Below are 25013 nucleotides of genomic sequence, written 5' to 3'. Positions count from 1 at the left end.
TTCTGTTAATATTCAATTAGAAAAGAAAAATTTCGTATTAAATCTGAAATAAAACGAAAAACATGTATTTGCAGTTAGAGAGATTATATCTAATATGAGAACGGATGACGAAAAACTTAAGTTTGCAGCTGACCATTATGAAAAGATTTTTCGATCCATTAAGAATATTCTCTATTATCGTTTTGGGGAAGAATGTGTTTCTTAACTTGATAGCGATGTGGCGGGAACCCTAAATCAGCATCTCCAAAACAAGGAGACGTGCAGAATTAAAAAGAACAGACTTTTCTTTTTTGAAAAGTCTGTTCGGAAATAAATAAATTTAAGTAATTACCATCCAAGCCAAACAGTACCTTGGTGCCATGAACCATCTGTATTTACTAGAGTTACAACATAGTTTCCTGCTTTCATAGGACCAAAGTAGTTATAAACATAATTGCCACCACTCATTGGTCCTCCTGTTACAGTATGGGTTACGGTGTTTCCTGATGATAAACTTTTTACTACAACTTTAAAATTAAAATTTTTATTGTTTTGAATAGCTACTCCAATAGTTCCGTTGGCTGCTACAGATACAGTTTTTTGCACTTGAATTGATGTAGAAAAATTATACTTACCGGAATATCCCCAATCAAATGCTGTAGCTGCTTTTTCTCCAATAAGATTATTTTTATCAGAAAAATTTGGTGCAAATGGTCTTTCGGCTTCATTTGTATTTTCAACTATACTTTCAATTCTATCTGAAATATACTGTTGGTTTTCTGAATAAGCTGTTTCAGTTGCTTTATTCGGAGAACTCACAGGTTGTACTGTATCAGCTGATGCTGCACCAATCCCCCCAGTTAATGCAATACCTGTCGCTAATGCCCCGACTACTAATTTCTTGAACATAAAAAATCCCCCTTTAATAGTTTTGTAACTTATACCCCAAATGTATCATCTTTTTAAAAAAAGTAAATATTTAGAATTTATAGAAATATTTATTTCATTATTAGAAATATTCAGTCTTAATTTTATCAAAATTTATTGAAAAAATATTCATTCATAAATTACTGTAAAATAATAAAATTTTCGTTTTGGGGACACTTTAAATTACTAGCTTGATGGGCATGTGGCGGTACCTCTTATAATAACTTTTCCCTCTTTATTTTCTGCATGATTCCATTCAACTTGTATTTCGAATGTTCCATCTGTAGCGTTGGAATAAAGTTTGATAATATATGCTATAAAGCTCTATCTCTTATTTCCTTTATGATAAACTCAACAATTTTATCAGGAGAAAATGTTCCGTCTATTACAGCATCTGAATTGGGTTTTATTGTAGTTTCCATTTCTAAATAAGCTATTCTTCCATACTTCAGATAAAAACTTAAATCATTGTGTATTTCTGTCATTGTATTATTTTTGTAATCCCTAATTAAACGTCTGGCCATTGCTATGTCTAAAGGAGTGTCAATATAAATTGAAAGATCAATAAGTTTTTTCATTCTATCATTCTTATATGAGAACGGATAGTCAAGCAATATGTATGAGGGTGCTTCCTTAGAATTTATTAAATAATCAATATCAGAGAGCATAGGTTCCAAATTCCATTGGTTATAATCAGATCCTTCTTTCACCCAATTAATTAAATCTTCTGGTGAATCTTCAAAGTCATAATCATCAAAGAACAATTCTTTTGAATTCTTCAATTTATGGCTTAATTTCTTTGTTATTGTAGTTTTTCCTCCACCAGACACAGCTGCAATTGAAATGATTTTTGGCCTTATTGTCATTATAAAAACCTCCTATCTATCTGTATAACTCCTTAATCTTACCCAAGTGCTTAAAACAAATATTTCAAAATTATGGAGTTATCTCAAATTTTTTATTTTATTAAAGAGACACTTACCATACTTAGGAAAAGCGCCCTCAATAAGCCTTACTTCATTAAATGGCCCGATTGTTGAATAGAATGACGCACATTTTTTAAAACAACTTTATTATCACTTTACAAAATTCGCGTTTTGTTGACGGTCATGGAGAAATTTCATATAAAAGATCATGAATGGAAATAAAAACAGCTTTTGACCCATTTGAACCCCATGAAGCGCTAATTGTATGATAACTAGAAGAAAAGGATGATACATTTTAAATCGAAACAGGGAAAGATTTGAAAAAGAGATATAAGGGAGATTACAAAAGAAACCCTCTTATATATCGATGTTTCTTACGATAAATAAGAGGGTTTTGTATAAAATGTTAATTCACTTTCTTAATAAATCCTTTATAGTGACGTTTCACAAGCTGGCTTTCTAACGTTTTCATCGTTTCTAGTGCAACACCGACGATAATGAGTAAGCTTGTCCCGCCAATTTGAGCAGAAGCTGGCAGGTCAGAAATTTTTGTGAATATAATCGGCAAAATAGAGATTGACCCTAAAAAGATTGCGCCGATAAAAGTTAATCGATATAAGATTTTTGTTACATATTTCTCTGTCATGATTCCTGGGCGAATGCCTGGAACATACCCATTTTGCTTCTTCAAGTTTTCAGCCATTTGTTCAGGGTTTACTTGAACGAACGCATAAAAATATGTAAATGCAATAATGAGTCCAAGGTATAAGCACATTCCAATTGGGTGCCCAGAATCAAAATTTGTATTGATCCATTTGGACACTGCAGAGCTTGGAAATAGCTGCGCAATTGTTCGCGGCGTCATTAAAAATGCGGAAGCAAAGATAACAGGGATGACACCTGCACTATTTACCTTAAGAGGTAAGTGTGTATTTTTTGCTCCTTGATACGGAGTGTTCCCATTAGAAGCTTTTGCATATTGAATAGGAATTTTCCGATTTGCTTGTTGTATGTAAATGACACCAACGATGATAGCTAAAACAACTAAAATAATTAATGCAATTTTTATAATATGCATAAAGAGTTGATCTCCAGCACTATGAATTTGTTGTAAGTATATTTGATTCATAATACTTGGAATTCCTGCCACAAGCCCGGCAAAAATAATAATTGAAATTCCGTTACCGACTCCATTTGCTGTAATTTGTTCGCCTAGCCACATTAAAAATGCAGTACCAGCAGTTAATACGGTAGCAATTAATAAGTAGGTTTTCCAACCTGGATCCGTTATTAATTGTCCACTTGCCATATTGTTAAAGCCAATAGACATTCCTATCGACTGAATGAATGCAAGAACAATTGTAAAGTAGCGGGTAAATTGAGCTGATTTTTTACGGCCCATTTCACCTTGCTTTGCCCACTCTGCAAATTTAGGAACGACATCCATCTGTAATAACTGCACGATGATGGAAGCTGTAATATACGGTGTAATGCCTACTGCGAAAATTGAAAAGTTTTGTAAGGCACCTCCGCCAAATACATTGAGCATTCCTAAAATATTTGTTTGATCATGTAGTTTTAATACCTCAGCATTAGTATGAGGAACTGGAATGAATGTGCCAATCCGAAAAACGATTAACATCGCTAAAGTAAAAAGGATTTTGCTCCTGATCTCAGTTACTCTCATAAAGTTTGAAATTGTACGAAACATCATTTCGCCTCCTATTTGTTTACCAGTTATGTAAAGTAAAACTAGCTTTTATATCCTCACGTATAAACTGTAAACCTCCTTCCGATTAAAATTCATTATGACAAATGGATTTTCAAACAGTTTACGGATATAAAATAGAGAGATGTTTATGTTTTCGTAACAACTTGTTAACCATAATATAACTATAAAACAAATATTTGTACAGAGGGAAGGATAAAAAGATACATACAAGGGATTGTTACTAGATTATAGATGAAATAAATTGTTATAATTTTCTTAAAAAGGGGTTCACTTTATGGAATTTCAGTTATCTAATATAGATGGGGAAGAGTTAACGATTGCAAAGATTCAAGAAGCAATGGAAGCTGGTAAGTTAACATCAAGAGAACTTGTTATGTATTATTTGTATCGAATTGCAAAGTATGATAAAGCAGGACCTAATATAAACGCTATACTTGAAATGAATCCGGATGTGATTTTCCTTGCTGAATCATTGGATTATGAGCGAAAGAAAAAAGAAAAACGAGGACCTCTTCATGGGATTCCAGTTTTATTGAAAGATAATATAGAAACAGGAGATAAAATGCATACAAGTGCTGGTATGCTTGCTTTAGAAAATCATGTGAGTCAAAAAGATGCGTTTCTAGTGAAAAAGCTTCGAGACGCAGGAGCTATTATTTTAGGAAAAACGAATATGACAGAATTAGCTAATGGCATGTCTCTAAAAATGTGGGCTGGATATAGCGCAAGAGGAGGTCAAACTTTGAATCCTTATGGTCCTGGAGAATTTTTTGTAGGTGGGTCCAGTTCTGGTTCCGCTGCTGCAGTTGCTGCAAACTTTACAGTATTATCAGTTGGTACAGAGACTGATGCCTCTATTTTAAGTCCAGCAATACAAAATTCAGTAGTTGGTATTAAACCGACTGTTGGACTTATTAGTAGATCTGGCATCATTCCGTTTACGTATTCACAAGATACCGCAGGGCCCATTGCTCGAACTGTAGAAGATGCTGCGCTTTTATTAAGTGTACTGAGCGGCAAAGATGAACTAGACCCAGCAACTTATCGCTGTGAAGAAGATGCTGTACAAGATTATACGGCATTTTTAGATAAGAGTGGGTTAAAGGGAGCGCGCATTGGTGTGTTTCAGCAAGTTTCTGAGGAGAATTTTCTACCAGGTGAGTTCGATGAAAAATTATTCTTTAATGTAATTCACATTCTAAAAAAAGAGGGAGCAGAAGTCATAGAGAATATTGAAATTCCTTCTTTTCATAGAAAATGGAGTTATGAAGTGCCAACGTATGAGATAAAACATAGTTTAGGAAATTATTTGTATCAACTACCATCACAGGCTCCTGTTCATAATGATCATGAATTAATAGAATTTAATAATAAACTTGGTGATACAGCATTAAAGTACGGACAAAATATGCTTGAATATAGAGAGTCTTTACCAAATACATTAAGTAATTCGGAATACATAATGGCGAGATTAGAAGATCTTTATTATTCACAAAATGAAGGAATAGATTTTGCGCTTCAAACATATAATCTAGATGCCATTTTATTCCCCGCCTATGCCGGAGCTACTCTTTCTGCAAAAGCAGGTTATCCATCAATTGCTTTACCAGCAGGATATATGGAAAACGGGCGTCCATTTGGCATTACTTTTGCTGGAACGGCATTTACTGAAGGGACTTTAATTAAGATTGCTTATGCTTTTGAGCAAGCAACAAGATTTCGGAAACCTCCTAGTTTTATAGAGAAAATATAGTTGTTTTTGATGTAAGAAAAGCAGAACTGATGAATAAAAAATATGTACGGGTAGTGATATAGTGAAGATTGGTAAATTTGGAGAAGTCAATAAATTAAGTATCGATACAATTAGGCATTATATGGACTTAGGATTGATTGTACCTGAAAAGAAGGGCGGGCATTATTTTTTTGATGAGCGCTGTCAAAATGATTTAGAGACTATTTTAGAATTTAAAGGGATGGGCTTTAGTTTAAACGAGATTAAACAATTTTTTCTATATAAAAATTTTGGGGAACTTACGGATTATGAACATGATTCGTACTATCAATCTTTATTTATGGATAAATATAAGCGGGTTGAGCAGGAAATAAATAATTTAGTAGAAATAAAGGACAATTTAAAGACGAAATTAGATGAAATATCAGCGAAATCTAAAGGTTCAAGATTAATGACGGGAATTGATTTAAAAGTACTTGATTTGCTGAAATGTTTAAGGTGTAGCGAAAAACTTATTATTCAAGATGGGATCATTCATAGAAATCAAATTATGGAAGGAAAGTTAATTTGCGATTGTGGTGAAGAATATCTTGTTGAATCAGGTATTTTAAAGGTTGGTAATTCATGTCAAGCAACTACTAGCCCCCATCTTGAAGAATTTGTCCTTGAATATATACATGAAACTGATCCAGCTTATTTGGAAAATATCCAAAAAGTTGGAGGATGGTCAAAGAGGAAACTCGGTCAATTAGACTTAAATAATAAAGTATTACTTGAGTTAGGATCCGGAGTTGGTTTTTTTCTGCGAAATATTTTTCGGGATTTACCGGAAAGTTGCTTGTATATTGCTGTTGATCGCAACTTAGAGCGGCATCGACTTTTAAAAGGTGTATTAGAGAGAACAGGTTTAAAGAGAAACATGCTCTTTATTTGCGCTGATTTCTTACATATACCTTTACAGGATCACTCTGTCGATGTCGTGATTGATTATTCAGGTACTAGTAATTACAGCTTCGAACATGAGGAGTTTTTGCTTCGTGAAGTGGATTTTCTATTCAAGCCTAATTGTTACATATTGGGATCATATATTGCTTTTAAAAATTTTAGCATCAAAAGCAAAATCGAAGCTAGATTTAGAGACAACTTTATAGCTAGAAAAATTAAGGAAAACATCAACGGTTTAGAGTATATAGCTCTTGAGGAAAGGACTTCAAAATATATTGATAGAGGTGGAAAGTACGAAAATTTCTTTGTGCAGGGGGAAGAAATTTATTCATATTCATTTTTTGGTAAAAGATAGGGTTAACCCTATCTTTTTTCATTTTCCTTTAAAAATTTATGGATTATACCTATTGCTATTGGGTTCACTCGGCAGCTTAACCTTATTGTATAAAAAGTTAAGTGAGGTGGAGGATTAATGGAAGCACTACAAATGAGTGTAAGTAATGAAAAGAACAAAAAAGAAATGAAAAACCTATTTCTTTATTCTACAGGAAAAACTGTATCGATATTTGGTACAGCTATTTATAACTTTGCGTTAGGATTATACGTTTTAAAGCAGACGGGCTCGGCATTAAGCTTTGCAGTTACTCTTATATTAGGAATTATTCCGATGGTTATCATCAATCCGTTTGCTGGGGTGATTGTGGATAAGGTCAATAAAAAGACGTTAGTCGTTTGTATGGATCTTCTTAGCGGAATCTTGTTGGTTTCGGTTTATATATTATGTATGAAATATGAATTGAATTTACTCATCATTTACGTCACTACCTTCCTTTTGACGGTGTTTACTACTTTCTTTGGAATAGGTTTAGAAGCTGCGAAGCCAAACATTGTATCTGAAAAAATGTTGATGAATATTAATTCCATTGGTAAAATAATCGACTCAATCTCTTCAATTATGGGACCTATGTTAGGCGGAATTGTTTTTGCAATCTTTGATATGAGAACTTTTATTATCATAAATGGAATTTCTTTTATCCTTTCCGGACTATCGATGATGTTTATTCATTTTAAGCTTTTTAATTCCCAATCAGATAAAGATCATTCGGCTGAGAAAATTCATTTGATTAGAGATATAAAAGATGGATTTAACTTTCTATTTGAAAGAAAGAGTATTAAAAGCATGTTTATGATCTTAATATTAATTAATTTTTTTCTCGGCTTTTCTGTGACTGTTCCATTACCGTATATGATTAATACAGTCCTAAAGCTAGGGTCAAAAGAGTTTGGTATGATCCAAGGGGCTTTTCCAGTGGGGATGATTCTAGGAGCTTTATTGGTAAAGAAAATTACAGAAAGAATTTCCTATTCCATTCTTTTAAAATATATTAGCATTGCTTTATCGATTCTTATGATTTTATTAGGAGTTCCAGTTATGCTGAAAAGCTTACAATTGAACTCTATCGTTTTTACCTGTTATTTCATTGCTGTCTTGTTCTTGTTTGGGTTGTTCATAGCGCTAATTGATATCCCTCTCGCTTATTTTATGCAAAAAGAGATTCCAGATGAATATAGAGGTAGAGTACTAAGCATTGGCATTAGTATCGCGAAAATCATGCTTCCTATAGCGATGATTTCATCAGGAGCTCTATTAAATATTCTTCCTTCTTATGTCATGCCTATTGCAGGAGGCGTGTTATTCTTTCTATTAAATGTGCGTTCAATGAATAAGGAGAACTTTGAACTAACTTCAAAAAATATAAGTGTTTAATTTGTTATAGCGCGGATTATTGCGTAATAAAAGCAGCGTTATAGTTGAAAAAAACTCCTCTTCCAGTATACTGAATAAAGAAATTTATCTTAAAGGTAAAAGTGTGTTTGATCATTTATAGATCAAATTTCTGAAACGTATAAAAGAATGAAAAAGGAAAAGGTGTTATTAATGAAAACGTATATTGTAGTTGGGGCTGGGATTCTCGGAACATCTACTGCCTATCATCTTGCAAAAGAAGGAGCTCGTGTTACATTGGTTGATCGTCAAGATTTAGGGCAGGCAACGGATGCAGCAGCAGGAATTGTCTGTCCTTGGCTATCACAGCGCCGGAACAAAGCTTGGTATCAAATGGCGAAAGGTGGAGCTCGTTACTATGCTTCTTTAATTGAACAATTAGAAGCAGATGGTGAAACAGATACTGGTTATAAACGTGTAGGTGCAATTAGTCTCCATACAGAAGAGAAAAAATTAGATCAGATGGAGGAACGAGCGTATAAACGACGTGATGATGCTCCGGAGATTGGGGAAATTACACGTTTATCACCAGCTGAAACAAAAGAGCTTTTCCCACCATTATCAGTAGAATATAGTGCTGTATATATTAGCGGTGCTGCGCGTGTGAACGGTAGAGCACTTCGTCAGGCTCTTGTAAATGCAGCAAAGAAACATGGTGCTGTATATATGAAAGGAAATGCATCATTAGTTCATGAAGACAATCGAGTTATTGGTATTGAAGTAAATGGTGAAACGTTAACAGCTGACCAGGTAATTATAACTGCGGGTGCGTGGGCAAATGAGTTATTACAACCTCTTGGCGTTAATTTCTTAGTTACATTCCAGAAAGCGCAAATTGTTCATCTTCATGTACCAGACGTGAATACAGACAATTGGCCAGTTGTAATGCCGCCAAATGACCAATATATTCTTGCTTTTGAAGGTGGCCGTGTAGTAGTAGGCGCAACGCATGAAAATGACACTGGATTTGATTACAGAGTAACAGCCGGTGGATTACATGAAGTTTTTGATAAAGCACTATCTGTTGCTCCTGGTTTATCGAATAGCACGATGATGGAAACGAGAGTTGGATATAGACCGTTTACACCAGGATTTCTACCGGTAATTGGTGAATTACCTAACTTTGAAGGCATACTCGTTGCCAATGGACTTGGAGCTTCTGGGTTAACGGCAGGACCTTTTCTAGGTTCTGAACTTGCGAAACTTGCTCTTGGAGAACCGACTGAGCTGGATCTTAGTTATTATGATGTGGCAGGGGCAATTGAACAACTAAAGAATTAGAGAATACATATAGGGATAGCGCTACATGCCCATCAGCCTAAAAAATAAAATAATTGTAACGACTCAGCCATACATTTCATTTAGAAGTTTGGTAAGGGGTAATATTCCAGTGAAAATACGCTTACCTAGAGAAAGTTATTTTCGTTTTTCAGCATATAGATTGCTGCCATGAAGATAAAGTGAAATTTTCATCAGTGACGCTTTTCTCACTGATGGAAAGCTCTCACCAATCGGGCTTTTACGGGCAGTTGCCCCCATCTATCTTCTTCGTTTTTCTCTCAATCTTGAAGTTGGGGGCTTACTGTTTGTTAATGCGGGATAAAAACGGACCTACACCTAGGAGGCCACTGAAAAAGGAGTCCATCACCTACTATATACAGGTGATGGACTCCTTTTCACTTTCAATATACTGATAAAATATGTCTTATTTTTTCGAAACAATCACTTTTTCAGTGCCTCCACACCTTGCTGCTTTTCTTTGTTTTAAAACTTTGCGCGTGACAGGAAAAGGCCTTGACCGCTCCTATACATAGCCAGTCCTTCTCGACCATTTAAAAAAATGCTTTTCTGCCTTTTTTCATAGAATGACTGAGTAGTTACAAAATTTAAAGTGATGGATGTAACGGTACCCCTAAACGTAGTTTCTTACTTATTAGTTAAACTGGACATTTCAACAGATTTTTGTGTACAACGTTTCATAGCTGAAATGATAGCTGTTCGTAAGCCTTTTTCCTCTAATGTTGCTACAGCTTCTATTGTCGTTCCACCTGGAGAACAAACCATATCTTTAAGTGTGCCTGGATGTATTCCTGTTTCAAGTACCATTTTTGCAGAACCTAATACAGCTTGAGCTGCGAACTTATATGCTTGAGTTCTTGGCATACCATCTAGTACAGCCGCATCTGCCATGGCTTCTATAAACATATATACATATGCTGGAGAAGAACCACTTACAGATGTTACAACATCCATTAATTTTTCATTTACGATCTCTGTTTGGCCAAAACTATTAAATATATTTAGTATGTCTTCTAGATCTTTTTCTGTAACCATTTCATTCGCACATAACGCAGACATTCCTTCTCCGACAAGAGCAGGTGTATTTGGCATTACTCTAACAACTTTTAACTTTTTGCCGAAAGCATTCTCAGTACTCTTAATACTTTTTCCAGCAGCAATCGTTACGACTATTACATCGTTTTTTATCTGCTCTTTTATTTGGTTAATTACTGATGAGTATAGGTCTGGTTTGATTGATAAAATTAAAATATCAGCATTGTTAGCTACTTCATTGTTGTCAGTAGTTGTAGTTATGTCATATTTTTCACTAGCATTTTTTAAATGAATGACACTTATATCTGAACAAATTATCTTATCTGAAGAAACTATATTTTTGTTAATCATTCCACCTATCATAGCGATACCCATATTTCCGCATCCGATGAATCCTATTTGTTTGTTCATAATAACTCGCTCTTGCTCCTTTTATTATAAATTTTATTGGCTTGAAATTATTATTCTGAAAAAATAATATCCCGTACAGAAGAAATAAACATTATAAACTATATCGAGAGTAGTATAAAAAAACATTTTAAGAGAGTACGTTACTTTTTGCAATACAAAAAATATATAGAAATTACTTATTAACCGGAATTAAACTTGTCACCTTCCTTACTTTTTAAATATCTCTTGACATAAAAATGCGTTATATTGCATACTATATAAAAATTAAAGTGAAAATCGTTGAAGGGAACTAGTACATATATCTTCTTACGTAAGAGAGTGGAATTCGCAGGCTGAAAGATTCCTCGTATAGAAATTATCGAACCTATCCCTGAGTCCTAGACGAAAGTTTAGGCGTATGCCTGCGTTACAGGCGACAAGCGGATATAGATTTATATCAATGAAGGTGGTACCGCGGAACAATGACCGTTTCGTCCTTTTTTTAAGGACGGGGCGGTCTTTTTTATTTGGCTCTTTATTGCGAGATAGGCATCATTAGTGAGGGGTTCTTTGCTGCAAAGTGCACGTGGTAGAAGAATCGTTTGTCTCCATTTGAAAAAAAGAAGTAGCACAATTCACAAAAAATTTTTATTTTAGACTAGGAGGTACAAAAGTGAAAAAACAACGAATAGTCGTAAAAATTGGAAGCAGTTCCTTAGCAGCAAATCATGGCGGTATCTCTAGCGAACAGCTTTCAGATCACGTCGCCGCATTGGCAAGGCTGAAGCAGGAAGGACATGAAATCGTGCTGATTACATCTGGGGCCGTCGCCGCAGGTTTTTCCGCTCTCGGGTACCCCGGCCGACCTGTGACAATTAAGGGGAAGCAGGCTGCCGCCGCTGTCGGACAAAGTCTTTTGATGCAGGCGTATACGGAGGAATTCCGCAAATATGAGATTGTTACCGCGCAGCTTCTGCTGACAAGAAGCGATTTTTCCAGAAAAGAACAATACAGCAATGCCTACGCCACTTTATCGGAGCTACTAAACCGCTCCGCTCTTCCTATAATCAACGAAAACGATTCCATTTCTTTGGAGGAGCTGACGTTTGGTGATAATGACATGCTGTCAGCTTTAGTAAGCGGGCTTGTCTCGGCGGATATGCTTATGATTTTTACGGATGTGAACGGTTTGTATGACCAGAACCCCCAGAAAAATCCGGATGCGAAAAAGTATTACTTTCTACCTGAAGTTACGGAAGAAATCACTTTTCTTGCTGGAGATGCTGGTTCAAAACTTGGTACCGGCGGCATGAAATCGAAAATCGATGCAGCAAAGACGGCACTATCTCTCGGTGTGAGTGTATTCATCGGAACCGGACGTGGACAAGAGAAATTTTTAGATGTGTTGAAGGGGAAAGGTGATGGAACGTATATCGGCAATGCGCCTCAAAAAGTGATCAAGATGAACAAACAATGGATCGCGCTTCATTCGCTTGTCAGCGGACAAATTGAAGTGGATGCCGGAGCAGCCACTGCCATCATTCAGCGTGGAAAAAGTCTTCTGCCTGCCGGTGTTACTGATGTGCTTGGGATCTTTCAAGCCGGCGAAGTAGTGGAGGTCATCACACAAGAGGGACGCGTAATAGGGAAAGGACAGTGCAGATATAGTACAGAGGAATTGCGAGAACTAAAAGGTATGCAGAGCCACGACATTCAAGCGCGAGGTGAAAGGCATAGCTACGAGGTCATTCATAGGGATAATTGGATTTCATTTTAAGAATAGAGAGATGGATCGTTCAAGTGAAGAATAATCTATGCAGGAGAGTCGTGGATGGTAGTGTCTAGTTGGCGGAGTTGGACACGTATCAAATTTTATACTTTTTATCTCTAAAAGGAGGAAACGAAAATGAATGAAGTGTTAGCAAAGGGACAAAAAGCGAAACAGATTGCAGGAGAGCTTGTGACCAAATCGACGGATGAAAAAAATAAGGCACTGGCGGCTGTCGCTGAGCAATTGATAGTAGAGACATCTTATATTTTGGAGGAGAACAAACGGGATATCGAACAAGGGAAAGCGAAAGGAATGTCCGCTTCTCTTCTTGACCGCCTCATGCTGAATGAGCAGCGCATTATTGATATGACAGAGGGTATTCGGCAGCTGATTGATCTATGCGATCCTGTCGGAGAATGTGTAGCTGCATGGGAACGGCCGAACGGATTGTCTATTCAAGAAATGCGCGTGCCGCTTGGTGTTGTCGGAATGATTTACGAGGCGCGGCCGAACGTGACGGTAGATGCGGCTACAATTTGCTTGAAAACAGGTAACGCAGTGATCCTGCGTGGTAGTTCTTCCGCTTCTTATTCCAACAAAGCCATCGTCGCTGTCATTCATCGTGCGCTCAAACAAACGAGCTTACCTCCAGAAAGCGTCCAGCTCATTGAAGATAATTCACGAGACAGCGCAAAGCAGCTGTTTACATTGAACGAGTACTTGGATGTTCTTATTCCAAGAGGTGGCAAGCAACTGATTGATACTGTAGTGAGAGAAGCGTCTGTTCCTGTATTGGAAACAGGTGCGGGAAATTGTCACATGTTCATTGATGAAACAGCGGAAAAACAGATGGCATTCGATATGATCGTAAACGCTAAAACACAGCGTCCTTCTGTATGTAATGCGATTGAAGCAATTATACTTCATGAAAATTGGGCGCAGCGATTTGGTGCCGAGCTGTTTTCTTTTTTGAAGGGAAGAGGAGTGGAACTGCGCGGAGATAAGAAAGCACTAGCAATTGATTCTTCTCTTATACCCGCCTCAGAAGGAGACTGGGAAACAGAGTTTTTATCTCTTACGTTGGCAGTCAGAATCGTTTCCTCTGTTGAAGAAGCAATTCGCCACATCAATACTTATGGCTCCATGCATTCCGAAGCGATCATTACAGAGAACGAGGAAAATGTCAGCAAATTTTTCACATCCGTCGATGCCGCAGCGCTCTATCATAATGCTTCGACACGCTTTACTGACGGTTTTGAATTTGGCTTCGGCGCAGAAATTGGTATCAGCACGCAAAAGCTGCACGCTCGTGGACCGATGGGACTACCTGCATTGACTTCCACAAAATATGTGATTCGTGGGAATGGGCAGATTCGGGAATAAGAAGTAGAAGGACATTTGCAAAGCTCCTCTTGTTGTATTTTCGCTTTTAGTTTCTATCACTTTTTTCGTATTAAAGTGGTTTCTAAAAAACTCAAACTTAGCTTGATGGACATGGGGGGCACGACATGTCCATCACCTTAAGAATTTTTTTGTTTTAACTTGTAATGGTTTTTTTTACATAATTGTGATACTATTTTCCTTTATAACAAAAAAAGGACGTGACATATAGTGATTAAAATTGAAATACCAGCACCAAACGTTACGATTACACAGCGCAAACAAGTAATTAAAGGTGATGAACCGATAATTACTCCAATTAATGGATTTATTGATTTTCACATGATTCCAAGAGATAAAGGCGGCATTTTTATGTTTTTTGATATAAATGATGAGCTTCTGTTTGTTGGAAAAGCACGTAAATTACGTCAAAGAATTAAAAAACATTTTGAAGATAATGTTTCACCAATGAAAGCATATAGAGATGAAGTATATCGAATTGATGCATGTATCGTAGAAGATCCGATGGAACGTGAAATTTACGAAACTTATATTATCAATGAGTTACAAGCGAAATATAATGTAGATAAAGTATTTTTTAAATAAAATGGGCTCAACCTTATGCTAACGGGTTCTCTTGGTGGGGACAAAACGGTAAAATAATATATAAAAAATGACCTGCTCGAATTATCGTGTAGGTCATTTTTTATTGATATATATCCATTTGTTTAGATGATTATTTCAATGTGATTCTTGTTTTTTTAGAGGAATGAATTTTCATGCTCACTATTTGTGAGTTTCAACCAGGAGAGATTCTTTGTGAACAAGAGCAAATGGCAAAGGGCAAATTACGGTTGCATATTTATTGTAGATATTAAATTTCCTAAGGGATTAAATTGTATTATACATTTTAATCCCTTAGGAAAAAGCATATGAATGTTTTTGTGTCAGTACTTTGGTATGTCAACACAGAACTAGACAATTTGTTCGAATTTGAACTTGATCTTTTATTATTTATTTTTCAAAATTCCATTAAGTTTTTTTCGATAATATTTTTGATAACTATCTTTATTAATTTTTTTTATATTAAATTTACCAATACTTCGTCTTACTTTTAAATCATATATTATAAGATGAGCATTCTTTTCATCTTTATATAAATCTTTAAACCATTCATATTTCTTCAATTCATTTATGTTTCTAGTTACGTCTTCTTCACTTGGTTTAAAAAAAGGAAGATATATAGAAAAGTTAAGTATATCTAATAAAAACCACAAATTTATTTCAACTCCTTATAAAGTTAAGCAATCATTTTTTATTCTTTTTTAATACCAATACACATATATTAACTTATTCTTCAAAAAGAAAGAAAGTCCTACCAATTATTATTACCTTATTGAGAATCTATTAAAACTGGATAACTTCACATAACCAAAAAAATACAAACATATACTGGTACAAGCAAACTTGAAAGGAGACAATCATGAATTGGTTAGAAGCCTTTATTTTAGGAATTATTCAAGGATTAACGGAATTTTTGCCAATTAGCAGTACTGGTCATTTGTATTTAGGGAGACACCTTTTTGGTTTAGATGAGGCAGGTCTTTTTTTAGATACGATGCTTCATATAGGGACGTTAATAGCAGTTTTTATTTACTATAAAAAAGAATTTCTGTATTTAATCAAAAATCCATTCTCAAAGTTAACGTATTTATTAATGATCGGAACAATTCCTGCAGTGGTAATTGGTTTATTGTTTAAAGATTTCTTTGAAGAAATTTCAAAAACGGGTATTACAGTCGGATGGGAATTTTTAGTGACGGGTTTATTCTTATACATGGCAGAGAAACAAAAAAGCGGACGGAAGAAGATGGACGATATTACATATAAAGACGCATTTATTATCGGTTCATTTCAAGCTGTTGCGATTTTCCCTGCAATTTCAAGGTCGGGGATGACGATTGTTGCTGCGTTATGGAGAAAGTTAGACCGTGAAACAGCAGCTTATTTCTCCTTTTTATTATCGACACCTGCAATTGTTGGAGCAATTATTTTACAGTCATTTGATGTTTTCCAAGGGAAAGCTGAAGCAATTTCTAATACGTCACTTATCGTTGGTACGCTATCGGCAGCGTTTTTTGGATATATTGCAGTTACCTGGATGATTCAATATTTAAAACATCATTCTCTTAAAATGTTTGCGTATTATGTATGGGCTCTTGGCATTTTAATTCTTACTTTACAATTTTCTGGTGTCTTTTAAGGGTGAAAGATTATGAAAAAATATGAGCGTTTATTTTATGGAGGATTTTTGCCGGAATTGTCTATGGATTAATTACGTACGCAGTCCTCGTTATGAAGGATAAAAATGAATGAATACATCACTGAAAATCAAAATCTTGTATTATCGTTATGATACAGGATTTTTTTAGTTTGTTATAAGTTTTAACATACATAGTAAAATAGGTGAAAAATTCAGGAGGGATTGTTTTGGAGACTGCAATTGTAATCGGAGGAAGCATTGCTGGAAAACTTGCTGCAAAAGCTTTATCACATTATTTTCAGCAAGTAATCGTTTTAGAAATGGGAGAAGAATGGACAGAAAAGACTCCTAGAAAGAGAGTTCCGCAAAGTTATCATCCCCATGTTTTATTAAAGGGTGGAGAAGAAGCAATTGAGAAATTATTTCCTGGCATTTCGGAGCAATTAATTGAAGATGGAAGTATTGTAAATAACTTTACGGGGGATTTAAGGTGGCATCATTTTGGTTTATGGAAGAAACCTTTTGTTGGAGAATTGAAAATGGTCCAACAGAGTCGGCCGATGCTCGAGTGGCATTTGCAAAGAAGAATCAGTGAAGTTACTAATATTAGCACGAAATATGAAACAAAGGTGAAACAATTGCTAATAGATCAGCAGCAGAACAAAATTCTCGGAGTGAAAATACAATGTTTGAAAACAGGAAAAGAAGAGGAACTTCATGTAAATGTAGTTGTTGATGCAAGCGGATTTGGTTCTAAAAATATAGATTGGTTACAAACACATGGTATAGGGGTGAAAGAAGAAAAAGTATGGATTCAGTTATTTTATGCAACGAAATTAGTTTGTCTAAAGCATAAAGAACGTCCTGACTGGTGTAATTTACTTGTTTCTCCTAGTTTTCCAGAAAACCCATATGGTGCATTTATTCAAACCATTGAAGATAATCGTTATTTAGTTACGTTTAGTGGTTACGCCAATGAGACTGCACCACAAACTGATAAAGAATTTCTTATCTTTGCACATAAATTACCTATTCCAGATGTGCTTGGTTTTCTTACACAAGCAGAATCGATTACAGATATAAAAATACATAAGATTCCTTGTCAAGTGCGGCGACGTTTTGATTTAGCGAGAAATATTCCCGAAGGTTTCTTAGTCATTGGAGATGCTCATTGCCGTTTTGATCCTGTGTTTGGGCAAGGAATTTCTGTCGCGGCAATGGAAGCAGTAGAATTACAGTTATGCCTGCAGCAAGGAAATCCGCTAGAAAAAGGATTTACTAGAAAATTTTATAAGCGAATAGCCAAGATTATTGCAACGCCATGGGATATGACTACTACAGAATCATCTCGTCATCCAAAGATTAAAGGAAGTAAACCTATTATGCAGCCTTTTCAACAGTGGTATACGAAAAAAATATATCAACTTTCCGCAAGCAATTCAGAAGTTTATATTCGATTAGTTCGAGTTATGAATCTCATTCGTGGCCCTTTACACCTTTTTCATCCAAAAGTATTGTTTGCTGTATTTACAAATCGAAGGAAATAGACTTTCACTAGCAGGATTTTATGAATAAATAGCAAAATGTATATAGTTGATAGATTTTGAAAAGGGATGATTAGCGTATGGAACTCTATATAGAAAAGTTAAAGGAACAAGATGCAGAAGAATTATTTGCTTTTGAATGTAGTAACAGAGATTTCTTTGAAAAGACGGTGCCAAGCCGCGGTGAGGATTACTATATATTTGAAACGTTTCAAAAGATATTTTATGAATTATTGCAAGAGCAATTTGAAGGTATTTCATATTTTCATCTCATAAGGAATCATGAAGGAACAATTGTTGGTCGAATTAATTTAGTAGACATTGAGAAAGATAAAGAATTGGGTTATCTTGGATATAGAATAGGAGAAAAATATGTTGGAAGAGGTATTGCTACTAAAAGTGTAAAACTCCTTTTAGAGGAAGCTGAAAATTATCACGTTACGGAAATTCATGCGAAAACAACAATGGATAATATTGCTTCTCAAAAAGTATTAGAAAAGAGTTATTTTTCACGTATTCCAATGGATACAAACATAGATCAAACTGATTTTATTCATTATGTTTGGAAATATACTAATTAATACAAAAAGGAGAAGGATACATTTATGGACTTACGTTACCCGATTGGTCATTTCACTTATGATGAAACGGTTACACAAGAAACGATTGAAAATTGGATAAGACAAATTGAAGACCTTCCAAATGAATTAACGCAGGCAATAAAAGATTTAGATGAAAATCAGCTAGAAACGCCATATCGTCCTGATGGATGGACAGTGCGTCAAGTTGTTCATCACATTGCCGATAGTCATATGAATAGTTATATTCGTTTTAAATTGGCGCTGACAGAACATAATCCAACGATAAAACCATATATGGAAGAGAAATGGGCAGATCTTCCGGATTCTGAACTTCCAGTAGATATATCTTTAGCACTTTTAGAATCGTTACATAAGAGATGGGTTACTTTGCTAAAAGCAATGAAATCTAGTGATTTTGAAAAGACGTTCCATCACCCTGAATCAGGGGCTAATAAATTAGATGTAACGATTGGGCTTTATGCATGGCACGGCCGGCATCATACAGCACACATTACTTCTCTTCGTAATCGATTAGGATGGTAATAGTTAAAGAGACTGTAAATTAGTCATTTGGAATTTTTTATACTATAACGATTGTGGTAACCAATTGAAGCAAAAGTGTAGGTATTCATTCATGTAAGACACATGGAAACAAAGGGGATGCACACATTGTTTGAGAAACATAATGATCCAAATATAAAGCATGATATTCGTTTTCATAGTTTGCGCGCTGACTGCGAAAATTGTTTCGGTTTATGTTGCGTTGCACTGCCTTTTGCTGCTTCCGCAGATTTTGCAATTGATAAAGACGGTGGAACGCCATGCAAAAACCTTAAATTGGATTTTCGGTGCGGTATTCATAAAAATCTTAGAGAAAAAGGGTTTAAGGGATGTACAGTTTTTGAATGTTTCGGAGCAGGTCAAAAGGTTTCACAAGTGACTTTTGAGGGCGTTGATTGGAAAGAAAGTACCGATACGAAAAAGAAAATGTTTGCTGTGTTCCCGATAATGCAGCAACTTCATGAAATGCTCTCGTATTTGACGGAAGCTTTAAAGTTGGAAGCGACCCATTCGATTCACAGCGAGCTGAGACGTGCGCTTGACGAACTGGAACGACTTTCGCAACTTAGTCCTGATTTCCTTTTAGAACTAAATGTTCCGTCACACCGAACGAATGTAAATGAGTTACTTTTACAGACAAGTGAACTCGTGTGGATGGAATCACGACGCCAGCGTAAGGGTTCTCAAAAAAACAAGCGAATCAATCATCGAAGTGCTATTCTAATGGGCGCTAATCTTAAAGGAGTAGACTTTAGAGGAGCTAATTTAAGGGGAGCGTACTTGATTGCTGCTAACCTTCGCGGTGCAGATTTGCGAGCAGCTGACTTAATCGGTGCGGATTTACGAGATGCTGATCTTAGTGGAGCAGATCTCACAGGAAGTATCTTTCTTACTCAAGTGCAGATTAACTCGGCAAAGGGAGATGCTCGTACAAAATTACCTCGTATGCTTACTCGTCCAGCGCATTGGTCTAATTAAGACAAATAAACGAATTGAACAAATGAAAACGAGGATATAAATAACCAAAGCTCCGTTTCACAGCGGAACTTTGGTTATTTAATTATGTTCCGGTTTAATAAATTTAAGAGCTAATATAGCTCCTAAAAGAGCAAGGGAAATGGAAAGATAGAAGATATAATTATCTGGTCCCTTCATTAATAAAGCAAATAAAGGCGGACCAGCCGCTACACCTACAAAACGCATCGAACTATAAAGAGATGTGATAGATCCCCTTTGTTCTTTTTCTACACCTTCTGTTACTAAAGCATCTAGGCTTGGAAGAGCCACTCCGATTCCGATACCACTTATCACAAGACTAATGATAATAATATAAATACTTTTAAAGAATATCGGAATTGTTAATGTTATTCCTAATAAGAAAAATCCAATACATATACACCATTTCATAACACCTTTTTTATCTCCAATCTTTTTTCCCGTTATATAAGAAGTAAGGGAGAGAGAAGCTAAAGGAATTGCTAGTACAAGACCTTTCCACACGCCTTCTAAGTGATAGCGTTTTTCTAAAAGTGAGGACAAATAAAAAAGAATACCAAATAAAATAAACATTATAATGCCACCCAGTAAAAAAATAGGAAGTAGCCAACGTCCTTTTTCCATTAAGATACCTTTTACATTTTTTAAAAAGACTTTTAATGGAGGTGCTTCTTTAGTGTGTTCCGGTGGTTTAACAAGAAATATAATTAAAACAATTGAAACGATGCACAAAATAGGGATAAACCAAAAAGGCAGAAACCAGACAAATGAAGCTAATAAAGAGCCTAAAATTGGGCTTAAAACTTTCCCTAATGTATTGGATGTTTCCACGAGTCCTAGACCAGAACTGACTTGTTCTTCATCTTGAAACATATCACCTACACAGGGAATAACAACAGGCATGGCACCAGCTGAACCAATTCCTTGAATGATTCTTCCGATTAAAATCCACGTATAAGGATTGTCTACCTTCCATGATACCCAACCAGTAAGAGCGCCCCCAATAGCTGCTATAAATAGGCTAGGAATAATTACTTTTTTTCTTCCCCATTTATCAGACAAATATCCAGCTACAGGAATCAAAACAATAGCGACGATGGAATAAATGGTAATAATAAGAGATACTTGTAAGTCAGTAATATTCAATTTTTTTTCGATTAATGGAAGGACTGGAATTAACATGGAGTTTCCAAGTGTCATAACTAATGGCACAGATGAAAGAGCCCATAAACTCCATTTGTCCTTTCGATCTATATTTATAAGTACTCACTCCTTAATCAAATGCATGTAGTCTTTAAAAATCTACACATGTGCTGCAAAAATAAATGATTCAATTTAATTAAAATTATTTACCTTTTATTAAATCTGTATGCAAATTGTTGGTTTGAAATAAAAACTCATTATTTAAGCTTTTTCAAACAGTTCATCTGATTAATTAACAAAAGAAAAGTCAATTATTGATTCACGATAAATTAGAATAACATTGACTTAGTTGGGTTAATCATAATAAGGAAATCCGTATTTTTTATAACGTGTAAAAGGAGGATTTTGATTTTGGATACAGCAGAAAATACACTATCTATTTTTGCTTTAGGTGGTGTAAATGAAATAGGAAAAAATATGTATGTAGTACAATACGCAGATGATATCGTCATAATTGATTGTGGTTCGAAATTCCCTGATGAAAGTTTATTAGGAATTGATTTAATTATCCCAGATATTACATACTTGCAGGAAAATAAAGATAAGGTCCGAGCATTAGTTGTAACTCATGGACACGAAGATCATATTGGCGGTATACCATATTTATTAAAACAATTGAATGTACCAATTTATGCAACACGTTTAACGCTAGGTTTAATTGAAGTTAAATTAAAAGAACATGGATTAAAACACGTAACTGATTTATTTGTTATTGACTCTGAATCGTTAATTGAACTTGGCCAAATAAGCCTGTCTTTTTTCAAAACGAATCACAGCATTCCCGATTGTCTTGGCATTGCTTTTCATACACCTGAAGGTACGGTGGTGCATACAGGAGACTTTAAGTTTGATTTGACTCCTATTAATAATCAATATCCTGATATTCATAAAATGGCGAAAATAGGCGAAAGCGGTGTTTTAGCTTTACTATCTGAAAGTACAAATGCAGAGCGCTCTGGATTTACTCCGTCGGAACGGTTGGTAGGTAACCATATTGAAGAAGCATTTTTCAAAGCTTCTAGAAAAGTTATACTTTCTACCTTTGCTTCTAATGTTAATCGCGTACAACAAGTGGTAGATGCTGCTATTAAAACAAATCGAAAGCTTGCTTTGCTCGGAAGGAGTATGGTAAACGTCGTAACAGTTGCATTAGAACAAGGATATTTGAATATTCCAGAGGGAATGTTAATTGAAGCGCATGAAATTAATCAAATGGAGCCAGAAAAGGTAGCGATTCTTTGTACGGGTAGCCAAGGTGAGCCGATGGCCGCTTTAGCCCGTTTAGCTAGCGGAAGTTATAGACAGGTAGATATCCTTCCCGAAGATACGGTTATTATCGCTGCGACTCCTATACCAGGAAATGAACGTAGTGTATCACGAATTGTAGACAACTTATTTTTATTAGGGGCTAATGTGATTTATGGATCAGGGAGTTCAACAGGGATGCACGTTTCTGGACACGCTTATCAAGAAGAACTAAAGTTAATGCTTACATTAATGAAACCGAAATATTTCATTCCAATTCATGGTGAATTTAGAATGTTGCATCATCATCGTCTTTTAGCGGAATCTGTCGGTGTTGAGAAAGACAACATTTATGTTATGAATAACGGGGATGTTGTTGACATAAGAAATCAAGTGGCTTATCAAACTAGACGAATACCTGCAGGAAATGTATATGTAGATGGATTAGGTATTGGAGATGTCGGAAATATTATTTTGCGTGACCGCAAACAGCTTGCTGAGGACGGTATGCTTGTTATAGTCATAACTCTTAGTAAAACAGAGGGGAAAATGATTTCTAGTCCAGACATTATTTCACGTGGATTTGTATATATGCGTGATTCGGAAGACTTCATGAAGAAAATTAATCAATTAGTTACAACAACCATCCACAATTTACAAAAGAAGGACATTAACAATTGGAATGTTGTAAAAAAGCAGACAAGAGAAACACTTGGGCGATTTTTATACGAACAGACAAAAAGAAAACCGATGATTCTGCCGATAATCATTGAAGTTTAGACGAAATTAAGTAGTGTAATTTTATTTCACTTAAAGGGATAGATTAAGATGATGGAATACAAAAACAGACTATCATAGAAAAGTCTGTTTTTGTATTTTTAATCAAATATATTGTATGTTGTTCCAAAAATAACGGGGTTAATACTTTTTGTTTTGTATAAAAATACAAAAACGTTATTTCGTTGTATATGCTACGAGCGCCTTTTGAATGCTGTAAATACTATCGTCTTTTCTAAATTCTTTCGTAATCGGAGTAGACATACTTGATACCCAAATTTTTAATTCAGCATCTAAATCAAAGTGACCAGCTGTTTCGATGCTAAATTGTGTAATACTTTTATATGGAATAGAATGATATTCCGTTTTTTTACCAGTCATACCTTGCTTATCTACTAAAATCAGACGACGATTTGTAAATACGATTAAATCGCGAATTAATTTATAAGCGTGTTCTACTTGCTCATCGTCTAACATAATCGCTTGTAGATCACGTTCTACGCTACTTATATCTGCATCAGATGCATTTCCTAAAAAACCGCTAAATAAACTCATTATGAATTCCTCCTTTAGGAATAATCAATTCTTATTTTACCATGCTGTTTTATATGGAGAGAAGATACACTTCTTACTTTTTTGTATAAGGTTTTATACGAAAAGACAATATTATTACCAGTTTAATTCTCCAACATAAGGTTGAATAAATTTTCCGGAACTCTCTTGTTCATTGTTTAAAATCCATAAATATATATTATTCGCCCCTTGAAATGAAGGTGTATCAGCGTCATGTGCAGCCATTGCTGTTTTTAGTTGTCCAGGGTGAATTGCAGTAACTGAGATGCCCCAGTTATTAATACTTTCATTTTATATGCCTCCTAGTAAGGGTATAAGATAAATTTCTACCTGCGCACAGTATTTCCTTTATCTCTGCGAGTCATTGTTTGGTACAATATGAAAATACAAAAACTTATAAATTAGAGGGAAAATACATGAACAATGTTGGGCTAGTTTTAGAAGGCGGAGGAATGAAAGGGCTTTATACAGCAGGTGTATTAGAATTTTTTATGGAACAAAATTTATATTTTCCGTATGTAATTGGTGTTTCAGCAGGAGCTTGTATGGCTGCTACGTATTTATCACGTCAAAAAGGACGAAATAAGAAAGTAAATACAGAACTTGTAAGTGATCCACGCTACATCTCATTTCGAAATTTTTTACGAAAACGTGAATTGTTTGGCATGGATTTTTTATTTGATGAAGTACCTAATAAAATTGTACCATTTGACTTTCAAACGTTTCATGATGGAGCAGAACAGTTTGTTATTGGTACAACGGATTGTGAAACAGGAGAAGCTATGTATTACAATAAGCATGAACATGGAGATGATATTTTAAAAATTATCCGTGCATCAAGTTCTGTGCCATTCATTGCGCCGGTAGTTCAATATGATAATAAAAAGCTACTTGATGGAGGAATAACTGATCCAATTCCAATTCAGAAAGCGCAGGATGATGGATATCAAAAAAATGTTGTAATTATGACAAAGCCAGCAGGATATAAAAAAGAGTCTAATAAGCTTTCTTCCATTGCAAAATGGTTATACAGGCATTATCCAAATGTAGCAGATCGTCTTACTCAGCATTCTGAAATATATAACAATGCTATATCGTATCTTTACTCAAAAGGACAAAAAGAAAATTTCTTTGTCATACAACCAAGTGTGCAATTACCTGTAAGTGGTTTGGAGCGTAATCAAGAAAGATTAGTGCATTTATATGAACTTGGTTATAACGATGCGAAAAATCAATTTGAGCAGTTGAAAGAATGGCTTAAATAAGCTGTGAATGAAAGAACGTTTGAAATATGAGTTAGTAGCAGACGTAATGTTACAAAGGTGAAGGTGATTATTGTTCAATCTAATTTCATTTACCGTATTTTTA

Annotated in this window: 21 protein-coding genes and 1 other annotated feature; of the genes, 14 read left to right on the top strand and 7 right to left on the bottom strand. The window is 35.2% G+C overall.

What is annotated here, in order from left to right:
* Nucleotides 1–327 precede the first annotated feature (327 nt).
* From BR72_RS06890 to secY, 3 genes are all read right to left on the bottom strand, one after another.
* The gene (locus BR72_RS06890; RefSeq protein WP_035431325.1) at nt 328–888 is read right to left on the bottom strand and encodes a hypothetical protein; all 561 of its coding nucleotides are present in this window, start codon (nt 886–888) and stop codon (nt 328–330) included.
* Nucleotides 889–1220: 332 nt separating this feature from the next.
* Nucleotides 1221–1772 (bottom strand): nucleoside/nucleotide kinase family protein, encoded by a 552-nt coding sequence (locus tag BR72_RS06885; protein ID WP_035431323.1) that lies wholly within the window; start codon nt 1770–1772, stop codon nt 1221–1223.
* A gap of 466 nt (nt 1773–2238) precedes the next feature.
* A complete protein-coding gene (secY, locus tag BR72_RS06880; protein ID WP_035431321.1) occupies nt 2239–3543 on the bottom strand; it encodes a preprotein translocase subunit SecY in 1305 nt (434 codons plus the stop codon).
* Nucleotides 3544–3838: 295 nt separating this feature from the next.
* On the opposite strand from secY, the gene BR72_RS06875 reads away from it, so the two are divergent.
* The 4 genes from BR72_RS06875 to BR72_RS06860 all read left to right on the top strand — a co-directional run bounded on the left by BR72_RS06875 (nt 3839) and on the right by BR72_RS06860 (nt 9308).
* Entirely contained in the window at nt 3839–5317 is a 1479-nt protein-coding gene (locus BR72_RS06875) for an amidase family protein (RefSeq protein ID WP_035431320.1), read from the top strand.
* Nucleotides 5318–5378: 61 nt separating this feature from the next.
* A complete protein-coding gene (locus BR72_RS06870; RefSeq protein WP_035431318.1) occupies nt 5379–6596 on the top strand; it encodes a MerR family transcriptional regulator in 1218 nt (405 codons plus the stop codon).
* 117 nt (nt 6597–6713) lie between these two features.
* Nucleotides 6714–8009, top strand: coding sequence for an MFS transporter (locus BR72_RS06865; protein WP_035431317.1), 1296 nt, complete (start codon nt 6714–6716; stop codon nt 8007–8009).
* Between the two features lie 171 nt (nt 8010–8180).
* Entirely contained in the window at nt 8181–9308 is a 1128-nt protein-coding gene (locus BR72_RS06860) for an NAD(P)/FAD-dependent oxidoreductase (protein WP_035431316.1), read from the top strand.
* Between the two features lie 645 nt (nt 9309–9953).
* Here the strand turns inward: BR72_RS06860 and proC are convergent.
* The gene (proC, locus tag BR72_RS06855) at nt 9954–10772 is read right to left on the bottom strand and encodes a pyrroline-5-carboxylate reductase (protein ID WP_035431315.1); all 819 of its coding nucleotides are present in this window, start codon (nt 10770–10772) and stop codon (nt 9954–9956) included.
* Nucleotides 10773–11042: 270 nt separating this feature from the next.
* Nucleotides 11043–11253 (top strand) — a binding site (T-box leader).
* A 171-nt stretch (nt 11254–11424) separates the two neighbouring features.
* Between proC and proB the strand changes: the two genes are divergently transcribed.
* The 3 genes from proB (at nt 11425) to BR72_RS06840 (ending at nt 14508) form a co-directional block, all read left to right on the top strand.
* On the top strand, nt 11425–12528 hold the full coding sequence (gene proB, locus BR72_RS06850; RefSeq protein ID WP_035431312.1) for a glutamate 5-kinase: 1104 nt from the start codon (nt 11425–11427) through the stop codon (nt 12526–12528).
* Between the two features lie 129 nt (nt 12529–12657).
* Entirely contained in the window at nt 12658–13905 is a 1248-nt protein-coding gene (locus BR72_RS06845; protein WP_035431310.1) for a glutamate-5-semialdehyde dehydrogenase, read from the top strand.
* A gap of 228 nt (nt 13906–14133) precedes the next feature.
* Nucleotides 14134–14508 (top strand): nucleotide excision repair endonuclease, encoded by a 375-nt coding sequence (locus BR72_RS06840; protein WP_035431308.1) that lies wholly within the window; start codon nt 14134–14136, stop codon nt 14506–14508.
* 404 nt (nt 14509–14912) lie between these two features.
* Here the strand turns inward: BR72_RS06840 and BR72_RS06835 are convergent, their stop codons facing one another.
* The gene (locus tag BR72_RS06835; RefSeq protein WP_035431306.1) at nt 14913–15179 is read right to left on the bottom strand and encodes a hypothetical protein; all 267 of its coding nucleotides are present in this window, start codon (nt 15177–15179) and stop codon (nt 14913–14915) included.
* A gap of 206 nt (nt 15180–15385) precedes the next feature.
* Here BR72_RS06835 and BR72_RS06830 point away from each other — a divergent pair, with 206 nt between their 5' ends.
* From BR72_RS06830 to BR72_RS06810, 5 genes are all read left to right on the top strand, one after another.
* A complete protein-coding gene (locus BR72_RS06830; RefSeq protein ID WP_035431305.1) occupies nt 15386–16165 on the top strand; it encodes an undecaprenyl-diphosphate phosphatase in 780 nt (259 codons plus the stop codon).
* 227 nt (nt 16166–16392) lie between these two features.
* Nucleotides 16393–17712: an NAD(P)/FAD-dependent oxidoreductase gene (locus BR72_RS06825; protein ID WP_035431302.1), complete on the top strand. Its 1320-nt coding sequence runs from the start codon at nt 16393–16395 to the stop codon at nt 17710–17712.
* 77 nt (nt 17713–17789) lie between these two features.
* Nucleotides 17790–18290 carry a GNAT family N-acetyltransferase gene (locus tag BR72_RS06820; protein WP_035431300.1) on the top strand — a complete coding sequence of 167 codons (501 nt, stop codon included), beginning with the start codon at nt 17790–17792 and terminating at the stop codon, nt 18288–18290.
* 24 nt (nt 18291–18314) lie between these two features.
* Nucleotides 18315–18833: a YfiT family bacillithiol transferase gene (locus BR72_RS06815; protein WP_035431298.1), complete on the top strand. Its 519-nt coding sequence runs from the start codon at nt 18315–18317 to the stop codon at nt 18831–18833.
* A gap of 126 nt (nt 18834–18959) precedes the next feature.
* Nucleotides 18960–19829 carry a pentapeptide repeat-containing protein gene (locus tag BR72_RS06810; protein ID WP_231559680.1) on the top strand — a complete coding sequence of 290 codons (870 nt, stop codon included), beginning with the start codon at nt 18960–18962 and terminating at the stop codon, nt 19827–19829.
* A gap of 78 nt (nt 19830–19907) precedes the next feature.
* On the opposite strand, the gene BR72_RS06805 is transcribed toward BR72_RS06810, so the two are convergent.
* Nucleotides 19908–21101: a bacillibactin exporter BcbE gene (locus tag BR72_RS06805; RefSeq protein ID WP_051957242.1), complete on the bottom strand. Its 1194-nt coding sequence runs from the start codon at nt 21099–21101 to the stop codon at nt 19908–19910.
* A 300-nt stretch (nt 21102–21401) separates the two neighbouring features.
* On the opposite strand from BR72_RS06805, the gene BR72_RS06800 reads away from it, so the two are divergent.
* A complete protein-coding gene (locus tag BR72_RS06800; protein WP_035431293.1) occupies nt 21402–23075 on the top strand; it encodes a ribonuclease J in 1674 nt (557 codons plus the stop codon).
* 174 nt (nt 23076–23249) lie between these two features.
* Here the strand turns inward: BR72_RS06800 and BR72_RS06795 are convergent, their stop codons facing one another.
* Entirely contained in the window at nt 23250–23627 is a 378-nt protein-coding gene (locus tag BR72_RS06795) for a PH domain-containing protein (RefSeq protein ID WP_035431290.1), read from the bottom strand.
* Between the two features lie 434 nt (nt 23628–24061).
* Between BR72_RS06795 and BR72_RS06785 the strand changes: the two genes are divergently transcribed.
* Nucleotides 24062–24910, top strand: coding sequence for a patatin-like phospholipase family protein (locus tag BR72_RS06785; protein ID WP_035431288.1), 849 nt, complete (start codon nt 24062–24064; stop codon nt 24908–24910).
* The last annotated feature ends 103 nt before the right edge of the window (nt 24911–25013 follow it).

The organism is Bacillus sp. UNC322MFChir4.1 (assembly GCF_000746135.1).
Lineage (GTDB): Bacteria > Bacillota > Bacilli > Bacillales > Bacillaceae_G > Bacillus_A.
This window is presented reverse-complemented; position numbering and strand designations above follow the sequence as displayed.